Source organism: Salegentibacter sp. UBA1130 (assembly GCF_002311535.1).
Classification (GTDB): Bacteria; Bacteroidota; Bacteroidia; order Flavobacteriales; family Flavobacteriaceae; genus Salegentibacter; species Salegentibacter agarivorans.
Genome location: NZ_DCAP01000031.1, coordinates 59,410 through 74,968, shown reverse-complemented (window position 1 = coordinate 74,968; position 15,559 = coordinate 59,410). Strand labels below are relative to the sequence as shown.

The 15,559-nt window shown below is 37.3% G+C and carries 15 protein-coding genes; 7 read left to right on the top strand and 8 right to left on the bottom strand.

What is annotated here, in order from left to right; genetic code table 11:
- Nucleotides 1–98 precede the first annotated feature (98 nt).
- From B4F31_RS12010 to B4F31_RS12000, 3 genes are all read left to right on the top strand, one after another.
- Complete coding sequence (locus B4F31_RS12010) at nt 99–437, top strand: P-II family nitrogen regulator (RefSeq protein ID WP_075326155.1); 339 nt, start codon at nt 99–101, stop codon at nt 435–437.
- A gap of 30 nt (nt 438–467) precedes the next feature.
- On the top strand, nt 468–1,709 hold the full coding sequence (locus tag B4F31_RS12005; protein WP_075326154.1) for an ammonium transporter: 1,242 nt from the start codon (nt 468–470) through the stop codon (nt 1,707–1,709).
- Nucleotides 1,710–1,811: 102 nt separating this feature from the next.
- Complete coding sequence (locus B4F31_RS12000) at nt 1,812–2,927, top strand: porin (RefSeq protein ID WP_093306420.1); 1,116 nt, start codon at nt 1,812–1,814, stop codon at nt 2,925–2,927.
- A 242-nt stretch (nt 2,928–3,169) separates the two neighbouring features.
- On the opposite strand, the gene B4F31_RS11995 is transcribed toward B4F31_RS12000, so the two are convergent.
- The 3 genes from B4F31_RS11995 to B4F31_RS11985 all read right to left on the bottom strand — a co-directional run bounded on the left by B4F31_RS11995 (nt 3,170) and on the right by B4F31_RS11985 (nt 5,561).
- A complete protein-coding gene (locus B4F31_RS11995; RefSeq protein WP_286761385.1) occupies nt 3,170–4,594 on the bottom strand; it encodes a hypothetical protein in 1,425 nt (474 codons plus the stop codon).
- Nucleotides 4,595–4,699: 105 nt separating this feature from the next.
- Complete coding sequence (locus tag B4F31_RS11990) at nt 4,700–4,894, bottom strand: DUF1328 domain-containing protein (protein WP_075326151.1); 195 nt, start codon at nt 4,892–4,894, stop codon at nt 4,700–4,702.
- 217 nt (nt 4,895–5,111) lie between these two features.
- Nucleotides 5,112–5,561 carry an Lrp/AsnC family transcriptional regulator gene (locus tag B4F31_RS11985; protein ID WP_075327935.1) on the bottom strand — a complete coding sequence of 150 codons (450 nt, stop codon included), beginning with the start codon at nt 5,559–5,561 and terminating at the stop codon, nt 5,112–5,114.
- A gap of 116 nt (nt 5,562–5,677) precedes the next feature.
- On the opposite strand from B4F31_RS11985, the gene B4F31_RS11980 reads away from it, so the two are divergent.
- A complete protein-coding gene (locus B4F31_RS11980) occupies nt 5,678–6,082 on the top strand; it encodes a hypothetical protein (protein WP_075326150.1) in 405 nt (134 codons plus the stop codon).
- 9 nt (nt 6,083–6,091) lie between these two features.
- On the opposite strand, the gene B4F31_RS11975 is transcribed toward B4F31_RS11980, so the two are convergent.
- Entirely contained in the window at nt 6,092–6,703 is a 612-nt protein-coding gene (locus tag B4F31_RS11975) for a MarC family protein (protein WP_075326149.1), read from the bottom strand.
- 431 nt (nt 6,704–7,134) lie between these two features.
- On the bottom strand, nt 7,135–10,590 hold the full coding sequence (locus B4F31_RS11970; protein WP_286761384.1) for a methylmalonyl-CoA mutase family protein: 3,456 nt from the start codon (nt 10,588–10,590) through the stop codon (nt 7,135–7,137).
- Between the two features lie 140 nt (nt 10,591–10,730).
- Here B4F31_RS11970 and purU point away from each other — a divergent pair, with 140 nt between their 5' ends.
- From purU to B4F31_RS11955, 3 genes are all read left to right on the top strand, one after another.
- On the top strand, nt 10,731–11,582 hold the full coding sequence (gene purU, locus B4F31_RS11965) for a formyltetrahydrofolate deformylase (protein WP_286761383.1): 852 nt from the start codon (nt 10,731–10,733) through the stop codon (nt 11,580–11,582).
- Nucleotides 11,583–11,644: 62 nt separating this feature from the next.
- A complete protein-coding gene (locus tag B4F31_RS11960; RefSeq protein WP_075326146.1) occupies nt 11,645–12,352 on the top strand; it encodes a DUF4197 domain-containing protein in 708 nt (235 codons plus the stop codon).
- 126 nt (nt 12,353–12,478) lie between these two features.
- Nucleotides 12,479–12,661: a Lacal_2735 family protein gene (locus tag B4F31_RS11955; RefSeq protein ID WP_075326145.1), complete on the top strand. Its 183-nt coding sequence runs from the start codon at nt 12,479–12,481 to the stop codon at nt 12,659–12,661.
- On the opposite strand, the gene B4F31_RS11950 is transcribed toward B4F31_RS11955, so the two are convergent.
- The 3 genes from B4F31_RS11950 to prfA form a co-directional block, all read right to left on the bottom strand.
- Nucleotides 12,658–13,431: an ABC transporter substrate-binding protein gene (locus B4F31_RS11950; protein ID WP_093306430.1), complete on the bottom strand. Its 774-nt coding sequence runs from the start codon at nt 13,429–13,431 to the stop codon at nt 12,658–12,660. The genes B4F31_RS11955 and B4F31_RS11950 overlap by 4 nt on opposite strands.
- A gap of 9 nt (nt 13,432–13,440) precedes the next feature.
- On the bottom strand, nt 13,441–14,259 hold the full coding sequence (pyrF, locus tag B4F31_RS11945; protein WP_093306432.1) for an orotidine-5'-phosphate decarboxylase: 819 nt from the start codon (nt 14,257–14,259) through the stop codon (nt 13,441–13,443).
- A 136-nt stretch (nt 14,260–14,395) separates the two neighbouring features.
- A complete protein-coding gene (gene prfA / locus B4F31_RS11940) occupies nt 14,396–15,472 on the bottom strand; it encodes a peptide chain release factor 1 (RefSeq protein WP_208224853.1) in 1,077 nt (358 codons plus the stop codon).
- Between the last annotated feature and the right edge of the window lie 87 nt (nt 15,473–15,559).

Genomic DNA, 15,559 nt, shown 5'->3' with positions numbered 1-15,559 from the left:
TTGTTTTTATTTATTTCACATTAATTTAGCATAGACCCCTATTTTTTAATAGGTGTTATGATATTTTTATACATTTACATCATCAAAATCAAGTTTTTATGAAAAAAATAGAAGCCATTATTAGAAAATCTACGTTTGATGAAGTTAAGAAAGCACTTCATGAAACCGAAGTCAATTTTTTTAGTTATTGGGATGTTACCGGGGTAGGTAATGAAAAACAAGGTCACGTTTATCGGGGAGTATCTTACAGCACTAGCGATATTCAGAGACGAAAAATTTCACTGGTAGTATCAGATGAAAATGTTCATAGTACTGTAGAAACAATTCTAAAAGCTGCGCATACAGGCTCTGTAGGAGATGGGAAAATATTTGTGTCTCCCGTAGAAGAAGCCTATCGCATAAGAACAAAAGAGAAAGGCACCGATTCCCTTTCTTAAACTAATCAACTCATTATAAAAATAACTTTTATGGAATTACTTACTACTAATAATGTTTGGATGATGGTGTGTACCGCGCTGGTATTTTTTATGCACCTGGGCTTTTCACTGCTTGAAGTTGGACTTACAAGGCAAAAAAATGCCATTAATATCCTTTTTAAAAACGTATTTATAATTTGTGCCGGGCTACTTACTTATGCCATTATCGGTTTTAATCTTATGTACCCAGGCTCTTTTATCGCCGGATTTATTCCAGATTATTTCTTCGACCTTTTTGGGTTAAGCGCGCCGGTGGCAGATGGTGCTTTAGACTTAGCCTATAACGAAGGTTACACTTACTGGACAGATTTTCTCTTCCAGGGAATGTTTGCTGCAACTGCGGCTACAATAGTTTCTGGTGCAGTTGCAGAACGAATTAAACTGGGAAGTTTTATGCTGTTTTCTGTGATCTATATTACCATTGTTTACCCTATTGTTGGTTCCTGGAAATGGGGCGGCGGTTTCTTAGACGGACTCGGTTTTTACGATTTTGCCGGTTCTACCCTGGTTCATTCTGTAGGAGGATGGGCAGCTTTAATAGCTATTTATTTACTGGGTGCGCGTTTAGGGAAATTTGGTAAAGATGGCCAATCTCACGCCATCCCTGGCCATAATATTCCTTTAGCTACTGCAGGAGTATTTATTCTTTGGTTAGGCTGGTTTGGTTTTAATGGTGGTTCAGTACTTTCAGCCGATCCTTCTTTAACTTCTATTACCCTTGTAACAACTTGTCTTGCTGCGGCAGCCGGTGGAATTTCTGCCTTCGTGGTTTCTACAATTGCTTATAAGAACTACGATCTTACCATGTTCCTAAATGGAATTTTAGGTGGGCTTGTTGGTATTACTGCAGGAGCAGACCTTATGTCACCATTAGACGCCGTACTTATTGGTCTTGTTGCCGGTGGAGTTATTGTCTTAGGTGTTGCACTGGTTGAAAAACTTAAATTAGATGATCCTGTTGGTGCTGTGGCTGTTCACCTGGCTTGTGGTATTTGGGGAACTCTGGCGGTAGGAATTTTTGGAAGTATGGCCGGTTTTAATCAACTACTTATACAACTGGCAGGCGTAGGAATAATTGGTGCTTTCTGCTGCATTACAGCTTTCGGGATTCTTTCAATTATTAAAGCCACAATGGGCTTAAGGATGGAAGAAAAAGAAGAAACTGAAGGCCTGGATGCTCACGAGCACGGGATGGATGCTTATGCCGAATTTGGAACAGTACAGGAAAGATAATTTTTCAAAAAAAAGGAGCGCTTGGCGGAGCGCTCCCTATAAAGTAAACCTCTCATAAAGCTTTGCTCAACACATTTCACTCATTAAACAAGACTATTAATTATGAAAAAATTTACTATTACAAATATCCAAAAAATATTCCTTTTAGGCGTATTCTTCGGACTAGGTTCTGGCCTTCAGGCTCAGGAAACTGAAACAACTGAGGTTGAAAGCTTTATGTCAAAATTTAGTATAAGCGGTTCTGTAGACAGCTATTTTAGAACCAATTTTAATGGATTAAATAAGTACGAATATAATGATGCGGGTGAACCAATTGCAGGTCCACAGGCACCCGCTTCTTCTTTTGCAAACGATCCCGGTTTTGCCATTGGGATGGCCAATGTAATTTTAGGATATGAAGGAGAGAAAGTTGGATTTGTAGCCGATTTGGTTTTTGGACCTCGTGGAGAAGATGCGGTGTTTGCTTCTGCTGCACCCAGTAATATCGTAAACCAATTATATGTTTACTGGAACGTTTCAGACGCAGTTACTTTAACTATGGGAAATTTCAATACATTTCTGGGTTATGAGGTAATCTCTCCGGCTGCCAACTTCAATTATTCTACTTCGTATATGTTTTCTTACGGACCATTTTCTCACACCGGAATAAGAGCTGATTTCACCATTGATGATAATTGGAGTGCAATGCTGGCTGTAATGAATCCAACTGATTGGACAGAATTTAATCCTTATGGAAAATATTCTTTTGGAGGTCAACTTGGCTATTCAACCGGGGAAGGCAGTGCTTTTTTGAACCTAATTTATGGGGAACAAATGCCCCTCTCAGATGAAGCTACTTTTCAAATAGATTTAACTACCGGATGGGATTTTAGCGATGCCTTTTATTTGGGATTAAACACCACTTATAATACTACTGATGGAGAAGGATTTTATGGTGCAGCTGTTTATCCACAAATCCAGACTTCAGAGAATTTTGCTATTGGTTTAAGAGCAGAATATTTTAAAGAATTAGAAGACGGTGGGCCGGTTTATGGTGCAGATGCCGAAGCATTGGACTTCACCCTTACCGGAAGTTATACTCTTGGAAGCCTTACCCTTAAACCTGAATTACGTTTAGATAAAGTATCTAACACAGCATCACCGGTGTTTTTAAATTCAGATTTAGAAGGAACCGATAATCTTTCATCTTTTGTGCTAGCTGCGATTTATGCTTTTTAAAACAAATATTTGATTTTTTGATACCTGTTGAAATAGTTGTTTCTGAATGATTATCAGGTGGGAAATTAACAACAAATAAATTACAATTATTAGCATAGAAAGGATTATGTAGTAAAAGATCAACAAATTGGAATCACCCTCCGGTATCCTTAAGTCTGAATACCGTCCGCCGGAGTTGGTGGTTTCGTAGTTATTAAATTATACGTTTCAACACTCGTGAGCATCAGCAGTTTTTTCCTGAATTAACCTTCAGCTTTATAATATTTTGCTTCTCCCAGGTATTCCCTGATTTTGTCGTTATAAGCTTCACTTAATTTAAGGTCTAAAATACCCTCAATCTCATATAAAGCTTCCATATCGTCAAATCCGGTTTTTAATAAATCTTCAAGATATAAAAGGGCGGTTTCGTGATCGCCATCGTGACCCGCAATTTTAATGATGTTTAAATAAGCCTCAGGATCTTCCTTATCAAATATAGTTCTAAGTACACTAACAAACACTTTAGAACGCGGTGTGGCCTGGGAATTCACATACCCATCGTAATAATTTTTGCTAAGATTATCTAGAAAACCTTGCAGCCTGCTAGCCATTTTTTGTTTAGGTCCGCTAAACTTTTCTTCGTTTTTCTTTAAATCTTCTACCTGGGCAGCCCACCAGCCCACATTTTCGAAATTTGAAGTCACCACATCGGTTTCCATATAATAAATATATTCTTCCTGTTTAGCTTCTTCAGATGCTGCTACATTTCGGTAATCCCTTCTCTGCTCTTTAAAGGCTTTATTCCTTCTTATATTTCTTATTTGATCGCGCAAATCTACGTCTATATCAAAATCTTCATACTTATCTTCTATTTGCTTCAGTTTTTCGAAAGCCTGGTAATAATTTCTGGTACGCCTTAAAACTTCGGCATATTCTACTTCAGCATCAAAAAGTGATTTTACTAAATTTAAATCTTTAGTCCTTTTACCTTCTTTCATCGCATTCAGGGTAAAGCCGGCTACCGCATTCCTAATCACATCCACATCTGGCCACTCTACATCTTCTTCACAGGTATAATAATTTATTTCCGTTGGAAAGTTTTTACTGTCCAGGTAGTTTTCAATTTCCTCTAAAACGAACATAGAATTATTACTATCGCAAGCCAACGCACTAAACATAAATTTATTATTGATATTTAAATATTCGGTATTTATCCAGGCATTTTCTACCGCCAATACTCCTGAAACGTTATTGTAAAGAAAAGGCAGTGCCGTAGCCAGTTGGCCGCCGGCTGAAAGACCCGCCACGTAAACCTGTTTGCGATCTATAGACAGCATCCCGTCTACCTGGTTAATAAAGGGAGCTACTTTGTCCAGGTTATTTTTTAAAGAATCTTGTTTTAAATTTAAATTAGAAGAGGCAATTATATAAGACTGTTCTTCGGCTACTGTTCTAAAAAGCTGGGTGGTTGCCCTTCCCCGGCCTTCGTGATCAAAAACAAAGATTACCGGCCATTGTTCCTTTTGATTAAAATTTTGTGGCAGATAAATTGCAAAACTACTCGCCGTGGTATCGGCAGTTGGTATAGAATCTACAATTTTACCAAGAGGAAGTTCTATTTCTTGCGCATTGCCAAATTGAAAAATAAAAGTAAAAAGCAATATTAAAATTGGTATCCTTTTCATCATAATCTTAAATAATTAATATAAATATAAGCATAGATATCAAAGATCGTGCATAAAAAAGCCCTCATCATAGATGAAGGCTAAATAATTATATAGGTGAGATAGATTCTATTTTTTTATTCGTTGTAATCTCATTTGGTCTTTTCTAAAAAACAAACGCGCAACTAAAGAGACTACTAATAAGTCTGCAAAGATTAAAAACAACACCCTCACTACTTCAATACCGGCAAAATTTAATCCGGAAAATCCTATCGCACCGGTTAATGCCGCTACGATTAGATATAATGTACTATACTTTCTCATAATGTAATTTCTTTTTTGTAAAAATAGCTATAGTATAGTCGTCATGGTATTAACAAAATTACAATTTGCTATACTTTAACTAAAACAAAATTTGAATTAAGAATTTCGTTAAAAACAGGTGAAAAAGCAAAAGGATTTAACGAATTTCTGAATTTTAATTATTAAAAATAAGCGAGTTTAAAATGTAAAGAAAGGAAAGTATTAAAAAACATTAGAATCATTTTATTTTACTCTTATTTATAGCTGCAAAATCTACTACCTGGGAAAGTACAATATGGGTTTTGGTTTCTCCATAAGTAATAAGTTTATCAATAAATTCTTCCAAATGAACCTGATCCCGAAGAACAACTTCCATAATTATATTTTCATTACCGGTAATGCGATAACAATTATTAACTTCTTTAAATTCTTTTACTTTTTCTAAAAATGGTTTTAATCTTCCCATAAAAGCCCTAAGCGTAATAATTGCTTTTAACTGGTAACCTGTCCTATGATAGGAAATTTGGGTTTTATAGCCTTTTATAATCCCGGCATCTTCCATTTTTTTCACCCTTTCTGCCACGGCCGGGGAGCTTAAACCTACTTCCCTACCAATTTCGGCAAAAGAATATCTGGCATTTTCCTGCAATCGTGTTAAGATTGCCCAGTTAAGCTCATCTACTTGCATATTAAAGTTTTTAAATATAAATACCTTAAATTTAAAGGTAAAACATCTCATTGAAATTAAAACACAAAGATAGACTATTTAATTTCTCATTAATTTTATGCTGAAATTAAATAAAAATGGCTCAGGCTTTCCCTAATAATACATATCACATGCCGGTTTACCGGAAAGCGCTGGAAATCTTTAAACTTTCCAGGGCAATGGCGGTGCATTTTACCCAGGATAAGCACGTTGTGGAAATGGGATTTTCAGCCTGCCCTAAAGACCGATATGCAGGAGACCTTGTTTCTGAATCGCTTCAACTTGCTCCCGGTATAGCTTCAGTGGCTACAGCAAAAAGTTCTGGTTCCCGTTTAGAACGAATTAGAAATATTAGGAAAGCGAGTAAAAGTCTACAATTACTCTGTAAAAATCTAGAATTTTCAGGAGCTAAAGAACATGAATTTCTAAATTTACTTAAGAAAGAAATTCATATTTTCGATAAGATGATTGCAGACTGGATTCAACAAATTAGAAAGGTGTAAGCTTCAAATTTAGAAGAAAGCGATTTTAATCCCTTCAATAAGCATATTGGTTCCTATAATTGCTATTATTAGTCCCATTATTTTTTCAATCACAATAATCTTATTTTGTCCAATAAACCGCACCAGGTAATCACTGGAAATAAATGCCAGGTGGTTTAAAACCATAATTAATCCGAACATTGCTACAATAATCGCCATATCTACATAACTAGCGGTGGTAGTATAGTTCATGGCGGTTACAATAGTTCCCGGCCCGGCAAGAATTGGAATTGCCAGTGGAGAAATTGAGATTCCTTCGTTAAAATCAATTTCGGTTTGGTTATCAATACTAGATTGCTGCGCCCTAATCATTTCAAAACCTACAAAAAACACAAGGATTCCCCCGGTAATTTTAAAGGCAGGAATTGTGAGACCAAAAAGTTGAAAAATGTATTTTCCCAACAGAATAAATCCTGTAACAATTACGAATGCCGTGAAAGTCGCTTTTTTAGAAATAAAACGCTTTCTTTTTCCATCGGCCTGTTTGGTAAGGCTAAGAAATATAGGAATATTCCCCACGGGATTATTAATCGCGAAGAATGCGGTAAACGCACCTATGGCATATAACCAGATATTTTCCATAGATTTAAATTTTTGGCACTTACGAAGTTACAGGTTAAATTTTAGAAGCTGCAAAACTAATCTGAATTTTAGCGCTGCCCAATAAAAAAGATGAAAATTTTAAAGCACCTTCAAACCTTGCAATTAAAATATTCCGTTTTTAGAAAATTGAAGAAATAACCGGGGCGGTTCATGGAATGATATTACTGAAACCCTGAGATAAAATTATTCTTAAATTAAAAATCCCAATGAGGCTTTCGCCCATTGGGATGATTTATCAATAACTCTGTAATATTAAAGCCGTGATCGCCAGGCTCATCACTTCATTTTTTTTCTAATAAACTGCTTTAACAACATTCCGGTTTTAAAGATCCCGATATCGCTGCGCTTATCGGGATAAGCGATTCGCACGCATTCTCAAAGCTTTTCGCTTTGAGAATGCGGCTCTCTGCTTACATATTTCTTCTATATTGCCCGCCAACCTCAAACATCGCCTGGGTTATTTGGCCCAAAGAACAAACTTTGGTGGCTTCCATTAATTCTTTAAAAATATTCTCATTTTTAATAGAGGCCTCTTTAATTTTCTCTAAAGCTGCTTCAGCTGAATCTTCTTTGGCTTTGTGAAGCGTACGCAAAGTTTTAAGCTGATGCTGTTTTTCTTCTTCCGTAGCTCTAATTACTTCTCCCGGTGTTACCGTTGGTGAGCCGGTAGAACTTAAAAACGTATTTACACCAATAATTGGATAATCGCCATTATGCTTTAAAGTTTCATAATGCAAGCTCTCCTCCTGGATTTTCCCACGTTGGTACATAGTTTCCATCGCGCCAAGAACTCCGCCTCTTTCGGTTATTCTATCGAATTCGGTTAAAACGGCTTCTTCTACAAGATCGGTTAATTCTTCGATAATAAAAGAACCCTGAATTGGATTCTCGTTTTTCGCAAGTCCCAGCTCTTTATTGATAATTAACTGAATAGCCATTGCTCTTCTTACCGAAGCTTCGGTTGGCGTGGTGATCGCTTCATCATACGCGTTGGTATGCAATGAATTACAATTGTCATAAATCGCGTAAAGTGCCTGAAGCGTAGTTCTAATATCGTTAAAATCTATTTCCTGCGCGTGTAGTGATCTACCTGAGGTTTGAATATGGTATTTCAACATTTGCGCCCTTGGGTTTGCACCGTATTTATGCTTCAGTGCTTTTGACCAAATTTTACGTGCTACTCTTCCTATTACTGCATATTCCGGATCTATTCCGTTAGAAAAGAAGAACGAAAGGTTGGGGCCAAATTTATTGATATCCATTCCCCTGCTTAAGTAATATTCCACGTAAGTGAAACCATTGGCCAGGGTAAATGCTAACTGTGTAATTGGATTTGCACCCGCTTCAGCAATATGATATCCGGAAATTGAAACCGAATAAAAATTCCTTACTTTTTCTTTAATAAAATGTTCCTGAACATCACCCATTAAGCGCAAAGCGAATTCCGTAGAAAAGATACAGGTATTTTGTGCCTGGTCTTCTTTCAAAATATCAGCCTGAACAGTTCCACGAACCACGCTAATAGTTTTTTCTTTAATTTCTTCATAAACCTCTGCCGGTAGAACCTGGTCTCCGGTTAGTCCTAAAAGCATTAAACCAAGTCCGTTGTTTCCTTCGGGCAATTCTCCACGATAAACGGGACGGTCTAAATCACCATCATCATAGAGTTCTTTATATTTCGCCTCAACTTTATCCTCCAGCCCGTTTTCTTTAATGTATTTCTCACATTGCTGATCTATAGCCGCATTCATAAAAAAACCAAGCAACATTGGCGCCGGTCCATTTATAGTCATACTTACCGATGTCCTGGCATCTGCCAGATCAAAGCCTGAATAGAGTTTTTTAGCATCATCCAAACAGCAAATAGAAACCCCGGAATTTCCAATTTTTCCATAAATATCGGGACGTTCATCTGGATCGTTTCCGTAAAGCGTTACCGAATCAAAAGCGGTAGAAAGCCTTTTTGCGGGTAAGCCCATACTCACATAATGAAATCGGCGGTTGGTACGCTCTGGCCCACCTTCACCGGCAAACATTCTTGTAGGATCTTCGCCTTGTCTCTTAAACGGATAAAGACCTGCGGTATATGGAAATTCTCCCGGAACATTTTCCTGAAGGCACCATTTTAAAATATCGCCCCAGGCTTTATATTTCGGAAGTGAAACTTTTGGAATTTGTGTATGTGAAAGCGACTCGGTATGTGTATCTATTTTAATCTCTTTATCACGAACTTTAAAGGAATAAACAGGCTCTACATATTTATTTACCTTCTCCTGCCAGCTCTGGATCACTTCCCAGTTATAAGGATCGAGGTCCATTTTTACACGATCAAATTCAGCAAAAAGAAGCTTTAGAAAATCTTTTTGGGAATCTTCGGCAAACTCATTTATTTCTTCCTGGTTAATGCCGTGTTTTTCTAAATATTGAGATTGATTATTTGTCATTTCCAAACCAGAAACCGACTCGATAGTTTTGAAAACTCCATATAGTTTTTGAGCTACTTCAGCCTGGTTTGCAGCTTTCTCGTCGTAGCTTCTGTTATTTTCAGCAATTTCTGAAAGATAACGTGTGCGTTTCGGTGGAATTACGAAGATCTTTTCACTCATTTCTGCTGAAATCTCAAAAGTAGAATTCAGATCGGCTTTAGTTTTTTCAGCAATCTTATCCATAATTTGACGATATAGGGTGTTCATCCCCGGATCGTTAAACTGAGAGGCGATGGTTCCAAAAACCGGAAGTTTCTCAGCGTCTTCATGCCATAATTGGTGGTTTCGCTGATATTGCTTTTTCACATCACGCAAAGCATCCTGTGCACCACGTTTATCAAATTTATTGATCGCCACTAAATCGGCAAAATCAAGCATATCAATTTTCTCTAACTGCGTAGCTGCACCAAATTCCGGGGTCATCACGTATAGAGCAACGTCAGAATGATCCATAATTTCGGTATCACTCTGCCCAATTCCGGAAGTTTCGAGAATAATTAAGTCGAATTCAGCAGCTTTTAAAACTTCAACGGCTTCAGCCACGTGTTTAGAAAGTGCAAGGTTAGATTGGCGGGTAGCCAGCGAACGCATATAAACGTGCTTGTTGTTTATGGCATTCATCCTAATTCTATCTCCCAGCAAAGCGCCGCCGGTCTTCCTTTTAGAAGGATCTACAGAAATAATCCCGATATTTTTCTCAGGAAAATCACCTAAAAATCGGCGTACCAATTCGTCTACCAAACTGGATTTCCCTGAACCACCGGTTCCGGTAATTCCAAGAACTGGAATTTCGCTTTTATCTGTGTCTTCTCTTAAAGGTTCAAAATGCTTCAGAAAAGAATCGTGTTTATTTTCAGCCAGGGAAATTAGCCTTGAAATAGTATTTACATTCTTATTTTTTAGATCTTCAGCAACAGATTTCTCTTCAACCAAATCGCGAGTTTCAGTATCTACCCGCTTTACCATATCATTGATCATTCCCTGGAGTCCCATTTCACGGCCATCGTCTGGCGAGTAAATTCGGGTTATCCCGTAATCCATCAATTCCTTAATTTCTTCAGGAAGAATTACTCCGCCACCACCGCCAAAAATAGCGATATGACCGGCGTTCTTCTCCTCAAGCAAATCGTGCATATATTTAAAATATTCGGTGTGACCTCCCTGATAGGAAGTCATTGCGATAGCCTGCGCATCTTCCTGGATGGCGCAATTCACAACCTCGTCTACACTGCGGTCGTGACCAAGGTGAATTACCTCAACTCCCGTAGATTGGATGATTCGGCGCATTATATTTATTGCTGCATCATGTCCATCAAAAAGCGAAGCTGCGGTAACGATTCTTATTTTATTTTTAGGCGTATATGGTTTTTGTTGTTCCATTTGTAATGATATCGTGTTTTTGGTACTGCAATTTACGTAAATTGTAATTCTCAGGACCCTTCCGTGATATTAATATAATTCTAAAATCAGGCCTAATGAAACAGCCCAAATTGTTTAATTTTATCTTTTAAAATCCTGCTATGTCAAAAATTACGCTTCTTATCCATTGCCCTGACACTTCAGGAATTATTGCTCACGTTACCTCCTTTTTTTATAAAAAGCAGGGCAATATTATTTATATAGATCAATATGTAGATGTAGAAAATACTGTTTTCTTTATGCGTCTGGAATGTGAGTTTAATGCGGAAACCAATATTAGCGCCACCAAAGAAGAATTTAAGGAAACTGTTGCTGAAAAATATAATATGGCCTGGGAAATGTATTCAGACAATACACTACCCAGAATGGCCGTTTTTGTTTCTAAATACGACCATTGCCTTTATGATATTTTAAGCAGGTATAAATCAAACGAACTAAAGGTATTTATACCATTAATTATTAGCAATCATAAAGACCTTGAGCAGGTAGCACAAAATTTTGGAATTCCGTTTCATCATATTCCCGTAACTGCCCAGACAAAAGAAAAAGCTGCTGAAATCCAGCTGGAATTGCTTCAAAAAGAAAAAGTAGATTTTATTGTCCTGGCCAGGTATATGCAGATAATACCAAAATCTTTAATAGCATGTTTTCCCAATCGAATCATTAATATTCACCACTCCTTCCTGCCTGCATTTGCCGGAGCTAAACCATATCACCTGGCTTACAAACGAGGTGTAAAAATAATTGGAGCTACCAGTCATTACGTAACTGAAGAGCTAGACGCTGGCCCTATAATTGAACAGGATATCACCCGCATTTCACATAGCCATTCAATTAAAGACCTTATTTTAAAAGGAAGAGACCTGGAAAAAATTGTTTTAGCCAAAGGAGTGAAATATCATATTGAAAGAAAAACCTTGGTTTTCAATAACAAAACTATAGTTTTTATTTAACAGCTGTTTTCCCGACCAATCGGTTTCTTTCCAAAAATGGTACATTTGCAAAAAAGCATTCTATGAAAAAGATTACTCTCATTTTAAGCATATTTATTTTCTCCTCCTGTGCTGAATTACAAACAATAGCCGAAAATTACCCGCAAGCAGGCGTTAGCAATACCGAAATAGCTTCAGGTTTGCGCCAGGCTTTAGATATGGGAATTGAAAAGCAAGTCACTAAACTTACCGAGGAAAACGGGTTTTACAACAATGATCTGGTAAGAATTACGTTGCCGGCAGAACTGCAAAAGGTAGACAAAACCCTCCGCGATATTGGGCTGGACGCTTTAGCAGATCAAGGCTTAAAAGTATTAAACAGGGCTGCTGAAGAAGCAGTTAAAGAAGCCACTCCAATTTTTGTAAATGCCGTAAAAGAGATCACGTTTAATGATGCGCGAAATATTCTATTAGGCCAGGATAATGCCGCCACAATGTATCTTACCGGCAAAACCGAAGAGCCTCTTTACAGCAAATTTAATCCTGTTGTAACCAATTCCCTGGAGAAAGTAGGTGCTACTGAAGTATGGACCAATATTATAAACCGATATAACAGTTTACCGCTAACCAGCAATGTGAATCCAGACCTGGCCGATTATGTAACCAATGAAGCTTTAAACGGTGTTTATACAATGATCGCGTTTGAAGAAAAAGAAATAAGAGAAAAGGTTTCTGCAAGGACTACAAATCTTTTACAACGAGTATTCGCATTACAAGACAACCAGTATTAAAAGGGCATCTCTAATATTTTAACATTTAAAGCCTTAAAGAAAGATTTTTTACATGAACATTAACGCCGACTTAGCAATCCTTTGCGGTGTTGGCTCCTATCTTTGCATCAAAGACGAAAACAAATTATGTTCAAAATCTTTGAAACAAAATCTACAGAAGAATGCCTCTGTGATAAGTATACTCACCTTATGCACAAAGCTTACAAGCTGGCACTTACCGATAAAGAGGAAAGTGACCGCTTAAACGCTCGTGCAAAATCCATTCTAAGGGAACTTCGAAGAATGAATTATGATAAAATAGATTATTAGCTTCTAAGCGTTTTAAAATAATCTATTGCTCCCACCAATCTTGATCCGTACCAGCTAAAATATTCCCCGTCTACCAGTTGAATTTCAATATTTAATGCTGAAAAATATTCTTTATGTTTCTCTTTAAACGGATAAGGTTCTGAAGAAAGTAAAATTACATCGGGATTTTTGGCTTTTATTTCTTCAAAAGAAGTTTCGGGATATCGAGACTCTTTAAATACATTTTCAAACTTATTTAGTTTTAAAAGCTCGTCTATAAAAGTTTCCTTACCGGCCACCATTAAAGGTTTTTTCCAGATAAAATAGGCTACTTTTTTTACCGGTTTATCCTGAAGTTTTTCCTGTAGAACCACAATTTTTTCCCTAACGGAATTTACCATTGTTCCCACTAAAGCTTCTTTCTGAAAGATCTCACCGTATTGATGCATCAATGTAAAAGCATCGTCAATTTTCACAATATCTGAAACATGTACGGGAGCAATTTCTTGTAGCTCTTCCACCATTTCTTTGGTATTCTCCTCTTTATTACAGAGAATAATATCTGGCTCTAAAGCTTTGATTTTTTCAATCTTAACCTGCTTGGTACCGCCTACTATGGTTTTGGTTTTCCGAAGATATTGGGGATGAACGCAGAATTTTGTGATGCCTACCAGGTTTTCCTCCAAACCTAAGTCTACCAGAAGTTCGGTTTGACTGGGAACTAAGGAAATAATTCGTTTTAGAACGTTGGGAAGGGAAATCTTTCTTTGTAATTGATCTATCACTTCCATGTTAGAATTTTAAAGTTTCCTCAACTCTTCTGCCATTTGCTGCTGAAGCACTTCAGCTTTGGCTCCAGCTATTTCAGCGAAATTTGAAGATTCTGAAGCATAAATAATCTTTCGGGAAGAATTTACTAAAAGACCAACATTTTTAGTCATTCCGTATTTACAAACGTCTTCCAGTTTTCCGCCCTGGGCTCCAACACCAGGTACTAACAAGAAATTTTCAGGAATAATCTCCCTTATTTCTTTCAGAAATTCAGCTTTAGTCGCTCCCACAACGTACATCAAATTCTCAGAATTTTTCCAGGTTTTAGAGGTTTTAAGTACTTTTTTATAAAGTTCTTCGCCATCAATTTGCTGAGTTTGAAAATCGAAAGCACCTTCATTAGAAGTTAAAGCCAGTAAAATTGCCTGGCGATTGTCAAACTCCAAAAATGGCTCTACTGAATCTTTTCCCATATAGGGCGCTACCGTTACCGAATCGAAACCGAGATCCTGGAGAAAAGTTTTAGCATACATTCTGGAAGTATTACCAATATCGCCACGTTTGGCATCAGCAATGGTATATATTTCGGGATATTCGTGGTGAAGATAATTGATTGTTTTTTCTAAAGCCTGCCACCCTTCAACTCCATTAGCTTCATAAAAAGCGATATTAGGCTTATAAGCCACGCAAAATTTATGCGTAGCGTCTATTATAGCTCTATTGAATTCAAAAATAGGATCGTCTTCAGACAATAAATAGGTGGGAATCCTATCTATATCCACATCAAGTCCCACACATAAAAACGATTGCTTTTTAAAGATCTGTTCAGTTAATTCTTGTGGGGACATAGGTTAGTTTTTTGTAATTAATATGATTCAAAATAAAAAGAAAATTCCGCTTTCGCGGAAAGTAATTCTTAAAATAAAGTATTTGTCATACTTAAAAAATAAAAAAAGCGACCTCCGCCTTCGCGGAGGTGACAGTTTAAAATATATCTGAATTTTCTTTAAGCTTCTCTGTATTTTCTACAAATCGCAATTCGTCCAGTATTTTCTGGATATCCCCATTTATGATGTTTGAAAGATCATAAAGGGTAAGGTTTATACGGTGATCTGTAACCCTTCCCTGGGAATAGTTATAGGTTCTAATTTTCGCACTACGGTCACCACTGGAAACCATAGAGTTTCTTTTGGCGGCATCGGCTTCCTGCTTTTTAGCAAGTTCCATTTCATATAAACGGGAACGTAATACTCTAAAGGCTTTCTCTTTGTTCTTATGCTGCGATTTTTGATCCTGGCACTGTGCCACCAATCCTGTAGGCTCGTGAGTTAATCGCACGGCAGAATAAGTAGTGTTCACCGATTGCCCACCGGGACCGGAAGAACAGAAATAATCTATTCTCACTTCTTTTGGATCTATTTCTACATCAAATTCTTCAGCTTCAGGAAGTACCATTACGGTAGCTGCAGAAGTATGCACACGACCCTGTGTTTCGGTTTGTGGCACACGTTGTACACGGTGTACACCGGCTTCAAACTTCATTGTACCATAAACATCTTCACCAGAAACTTCAAAAATCATCTCTTTAAATCCGCCACTGGTACCTTCGCTATAATCTACAATATTATGCTTCCAGCCTTTGCTTTCCACATATTTGGTATACATTCTATAAAGATCTCCGGCAAAAATACTAGCCTCATCACCACCGGTACCGGCCCTAATTTCTATTACCACGTTCTTGGCATCGTCTGGATCTTTTGGAACCAGCATCATCCTAATCTTTTCTTCCAGCTTTGGCACTTCCTTTTCGGCTTCTTCCAATTGCATTTTGGCCATTTCGGTCATTTCCGCATCGCTGCCATCGGCAATAATTTCTTTGGCTTCTTCAATATTATTGGTGAGTTCCAAATATCTTTCGCGCTCATCCATTAAAGCCCTAAGATCTTTATATTCTTTATTTAATTCTATGTATCGCTTTTGATCTGAAATCACATCGGGCTGAATAATAAGATCATTCACCTCATCAAAACGCTGCTTTACTATATTAAGCTTCTCAATCATATAATCACACTGATTTTAGGAAAACAAATTTACGATAAATTGGGCGAATTATAAGATTGAAAAAAGAATTGTAAATTGAAACGATCT

What these genes read in the sequence shown, in the direction of transcription:
- B4F31_RS11980 (WP_075326150.1), top strand. Translation starts at nt 5,678, where the DNA reads ATGGCTCAGGCTTTCCCTAATAATACATATCACATGCCGGTTTACCGG.
- B4F31_RS11975 (WP_075326149.1), bottom strand. Translation starts at nt 6,703, where the DNA reads ATGGAAAATATCTGGTTATATGCCATAGGTGCGTTTACCGCATTCTTC.
- purU (WP_286761383.1), top strand. Translation starts at nt 10,731, where the DNA reads ATGTCAAAAATTACGCTTCTTATCCATTGCCCTGACACTTCAGGAATT.
- B4F31_RS11995 (WP_286761385.1), bottom strand. Translation starts at nt 4,594, where the DNA reads ATGATGAAAAGGATACCAATTTTAATATTGCTTTTTACTTTTATTTTT.
- B4F31_RS11990 (WP_075326151.1), bottom strand. Translation starts at nt 4,894, where the DNA reads ATGAGAAAGTATAGTACATTATATCTAATCGTAGCGGCATTAACCGGT.
- B4F31_RS12005 (WP_075326154.1), top strand. Translation starts at nt 468, where the DNA reads ATGGAATTACTTACTACTAATAATGTTTGGATGATGGTGTGTACCGCG.
- B4F31_RS11955 (WP_075326145.1), top strand. Translation starts at nt 12,479, where the DNA reads ATGTTCAAAATCTTTGAAACAAAATCTACAGAAGAATGCCTCTGTGAT.
- B4F31_RS11985 (WP_075327935.1), bottom strand. Translation starts at nt 5,561, where the DNA reads ATGCAAGTAGATGAGCTTAACTGGGCAATCTTAACACGATTGCAGGAA.
- B4F31_RS11950 (WP_093306430.1), bottom strand. Translation starts at nt 13,431, where the DNA reads ATGGAAGTGATAGATCAATTACAAAGAAAGATTTCCCTTCCCAACGTT.
- B4F31_RS12000 (WP_093306420.1), top strand. Translation starts at nt 1,812, where the DNA reads ATGAAAAAATTTACTATTACAAATATCCAAAAAATATTCCTTTTAGGC.
- B4F31_RS12010 (WP_075326155.1), top strand. Translation starts at nt 99, where the DNA reads ATGAAAAAAATAGAAGCCATTATTAGAAAATCTACGTTTGATGAAGTT.
- B4F31_RS11960 (WP_075326146.1), top strand. Translation starts at nt 11,645, where the DNA reads ATGAAAAAGATTACTCTCATTTTAAGCATATTTATTTTCTCCTCCTGT.
- prfA (WP_208224853.1), bottom strand. Translation starts at nt 15,472, where the DNA reads ATGATTGAGAAGCTTAATATAGTAAAGCAGCGTTTTGATGAGGTGAAT.
- B4F31_RS11970 (WP_286761384.1), bottom strand. Translation starts at nt 10,590, where the DNA reads ATGGAACAACAAAAACCATATACGCCTAAAAATAAAATAAGAATCGTT.
- pyrF (WP_093306432.1), bottom strand. Translation starts at nt 14,259, where the DNA reads ATGTCCCCACAAGAATTAACTGAACAGATCTTTAAAAAGCAATCGTTT.